Origin of the sequence: Rhizobium sp. PEPV16, assembly GCF_008919455.1 — a bacterium.
In the GTDB taxonomy this organism is placed as follows: domain Bacteria; phylum Pseudomonadota; class Alphaproteobacteria; order Rhizobiales; family Rhizobiaceae; genus Rhizobium; species Rhizobium leguminosarum_Q.
The window spans coordinates 11,371-14,924 of the sequence record NZ_VSZV01000224.1; the positions used below are offsets into that span (position 1 = coordinate 11,371).

Genomic DNA, 3,554 nt, shown 5'->3' on the forward strand with positions numbered 1-3,554 from the left:
CTTGGCAATCAGCGAAAAATCGGGCGGAGCCGCGCCATTGTTGGAAGCAGCCGCGGCTTCAGCATTGGGGAAAGGCGACGGGAAGTAATCGGAAGGAACCGCCTTGCGGGTAAACATCTCGCCGCTGGCGTCGGGACCATCCTGGACCTCGTAGTTCGCGGCGAAGGCCTTCACCTGCGCCTCGGAATAGCCGAGCTCGTGGAGCGTGCGGAAAGGCACGAGCTTCATCGAATGACAGGCTGCACAGACTTCCGTGTAGACCTTGAGGCCGCGCTGAAGCTGGCCCTTGTCGTAATGGCCGAACGGACCGGCGAAAGACCATTCCTCCTCCTTCGGATGCTTCAGCGGATAATGCGGCGTCTCACCTTCCGCGTGATGGGCCGGAGCCGCACCGTTGGCGGGCGCCTCCTCGGCCAGAGCCGCGCCGCTGAGACCGGCAACGACAGCGAGCGAGAGAATGCTTGCAACAAGCGTTTTCATGTTTCTGTTCCCTTCCGTCGCGCGCTTACGCATTGGCCGCTGCACTGGCGGCAGCTGTCTTGTTGCGCTTCTCGAGCACCGCTTCGGTGATCGAGTTCGGGATGCGGCGCGGTGTCTCGAGGAGGCCGAGCACCGGCATGGCAACCAGGAAGAATGCGAAGTAGAGGAGCGTGCAGACCTGAGAGATCCAGACGAAGTCACCTTCCGCCGGCTGCGATCCGAGCCAGCCGAGGATGATCGCGTTGATCACGAACAGCCAGTAGAACACCTTGTACCAGGGACGATAGACCGCGGAGCGAACCTTGGAAGTGTCGAGCCAGGGCAGGAAGAACAGCACGATGATCGCACCGAACATCACCAGCACGCCCCCGAGCTTGGAATCGATCGGGCCGACGTTGAAGGTGATCGAACGCAGCATCGCGTAGAACGGCAGGAAGTACCATTCCGGAACGATGTGCGCCGGCGTCTTCAACGGGTCGGCCGGGATGTAGTTGTCGGCATGGCCGAGGAAGTTCGGCATGTAGAAGACGAAATAGGCATAGACCAGCAGGAAGACCGATACACCGAGAGCATCCTTCATCGTCGCATAGGGCGTGAAGCGCACCGTGTCCGTCTTCGTCTTGACCTCGACGCCCGTCGGGTTCGTCTGGCCGACGACATGCAGCGCCCAGATGTGCAGGACGACGACGCCGGCGATCATGAAGGGCAGCAGGTAATGCAGCGAGAAGAAGCGGTTCAGCGTCGGCTGTTCGACGGCAAAGCCGCCGAGTAGGAACTGCTGCAACCATTCGCCAATCAGGGGAAAGGCCGAGAAGAAGCCGGTGATGACGGTCGCACCCCAGAAGGACATCTGGCCCCAGGGCAGAACGTAACCCATGAAACCGGTCGCCATCATCAGGAGATAAATGACCACACCGAGAATCCAGAGAATTTCTCGCGGCGCCTTGTAGGAGCCGTAGTAGAGGCCGCGGGCAATGTGCAGGTAGACCGCGACGAAGAAGAAAGACGCGCCGTTGGCATGCATATAGCGCAGCAGCCAGCCATGATTGACGTCGCGCATGATCTTTTCAACGGAGTTGAAGGCAATCGTCGTCTCGGCGGCATAGTGCATGGCGAGAACCACACCCGTCAATATCTGAAGGATCAGCATGACGGAGAGCATTGCGCCAAAAGTATAGGCATAGTTCAGGTTACGCGGAACCGGATAGGCGACGAAACTATCATAGACCATGCGCGGCAGCGGAAGGCGCGCATCGACCCATTTCTCGAGGCCGGTTGATGGCTCGTAGCTGGAATGGCCACTCATATATCAGTCTCCCCTCAACCGATCTTGATTTTGGTATCGGACACAAATGAAAAGGTCGGGATCGCCAGGTTCTCGGACGCAGGACCTTTGCGAATGCGGCCGGCCGTGTCGTAGACCGAGCCATGGCAGGGACAGAACCAACCATTGTATTCGCCGGCCTGGCCGAGCGGTACGCAGCCGAGATGCGTGCAGGTGCCGATCATGACGATCCAGTTTTCCTTGTCCTTGCCGCCCGAACGGTCAACACCCGTTGCCTGAGCGTCGGCGGGAAGGTTTGCATTGCGCGCAATCGGGTCCTTGAGATCCGACAGCGGAACATCGGCTGCGGCCGTCACTTCTTCCGGGGTGCGATTGCGTATGAAGATCGGCTTGCCGCGCCATTTGACCGTCAGCGACATGCCGGGTTCCAGGCTGGCAACGTCGACTTCGATCGAGGCGAGAGCGAGCGTCGAAGCGTCAGGACGCATCTGATCGATGAACGGCCAAGCGACCGCGACGGCGCCAACGGCGCCCGCCATACCAGTGGTGAGATAAAGGAAATCACGGCGAGTGGGTTCGCCCGTGCCCTCGCTTGTCGTTTCGTGTTCGCTCACGGCTAACATCCTCTGCGCAATTTTCGCGGAATTCCGCCCTGCCCCCTCTGCCGGCGAATCTCTCTAGACACAATTCGGCCATAGATTCCCCAGCAATCCGGCGCGTTCTATGCTTGATCGCAAATTATGTCCAGCCTTGGCAAGGGGATGAGGGCACAATGTCGCGGGAAATTTCGGATGAATTTTTTAAGGCAAACACGCGCTTGCCGTTATGTTGCATTGCAACAAAAATGCCCTCGTGATAGGCGCAGTCCAAGCCACGCCAGCGAGCCGGACCGGAGCGGATGAGAGACACGATTTTTTGCGTATTCAGCGTCCTTACGACGCTTGTTCTCGCCATCATCTCCCTGCGATACGTCACCGATTTTTATCTGCTGTCCTTTTTTTACAGCTTCCAGGTCCATCTGGCGGTTGCCGGCGCGGTGGCTTCGGTCGCAGCCCTTCTCGTCAAGCGACACTGGTATGGCCTGCTGACGCTCGCGGTATCGGCGGTCCTTGCAGTCCATGGCATTGCGATGATGCGCGAATTCGTCGAACCCTCAGTCGAAGAGAGCCGCCCGGCCCTCTTCAGGCTGATGTCCTTCAACATCGAGAACGATAATTTCGCAAACGGCCCTCACATCGCCGACATGGTCATCGCCTCAGGCGCCGACGTCGTCAACATCCTGGAGGCCGAACCGCTGCTGTCGGAACTGCCGCGGTTGTTGAAGACTTATCCCTATTATATCGGCTGCGGCGTCGGCATGGAGCAATGCGATACGCTGGTGCTGTCGAAGCGTCCGCTGATCGAACCCCGCATCCGCAATCTCGGCCTGCTCTGGCGCAACCGGTTGACGATCTCGACGATCGATTTCGATGGCCAGAAGGTCAATTTCCTCGCCGCGCACCTGACCAAACCTTATTACGACGAGTTCCACGGCCTGGAGGTCTGGGATCTCGCGGAGGTCATCCCTACCCTTTCGGGACCGCTCGTTCTGGCCGGTGATTTCAATACGTCGATTCTCGCGCCCGACATGCAGTATCTCATGCGCACTCAAGGCTTGGGCACGGCATCGCTGGAGCCCGCGACATGGCCGATCCGCGCCGGCGCCTTCGGTATTCCGATCGATCATATCTTTACCCGCGCGCCGCTGCGGCTTAAATCGGTCCGCCGCATCGAGAACGGCTTCGGATCA

The 3,554-nt window shown here is 59.3% G+C and carries 4 protein-coding genes; 1 reads left to right on the forward strand and 3 read right to left on the reverse strand.

The features are described from left to right. The 3 genes from FY112_RS37505 to petA all read right to left on the reverse strand — a co-directional run. Positions 1-480: cytochrome c1 (locus FY112_RS37505; RefSeq protein ID WP_246700630.1), on the reverse strand; the 480-nt coding region annotated here is incomplete at its 3' end. Between the two features lie 25 nt (positions 481-505). Continuing rightward, a complete protein-coding gene (locus FY112_RS07425) occupies positions 506-1,786 on the reverse strand; it encodes a cytochrome b N-terminal domain-containing protein (RefSeq protein WP_017961481.1) in 1,281 nt (426 codons plus the stop codon). Between the two features lie 14 nt (positions 1,787-1,800). Continuing rightward, the gene (petA, locus tag FY112_RS07430) at positions 1,801-2,379 is read right to left on the reverse strand and encodes a ubiquinol-cytochrome c reductase iron-sulfur subunit (protein WP_026158794.1); all 579 of its coding nucleotides are present in this window, start codon (positions 2,377-2,379) and stop codon (positions 1,801-1,803) included. 284 nt (positions 2,380-2,663) lie between these two features. Between petA and FY112_RS07435 the strand changes: the two genes are divergently transcribed. Then, the coding region (locus FY112_RS07435) for an endonuclease/exonuclease/phosphatase family protein (protein ID WP_151518087.1) at positions 2,664-3,554 on the forward strand (891 nt) is incomplete at its 3' end.

Bases quoted from the DNA above. Each gene is read 5' to 3' on its own strand.
- FY112_RS07425 (WP_017961481.1), bottom strand. From the start codon at position 1,786: ATGAGTGGCCATTCCAGCTACGAGCCATCAACCGGCCTCGAGAAATGG.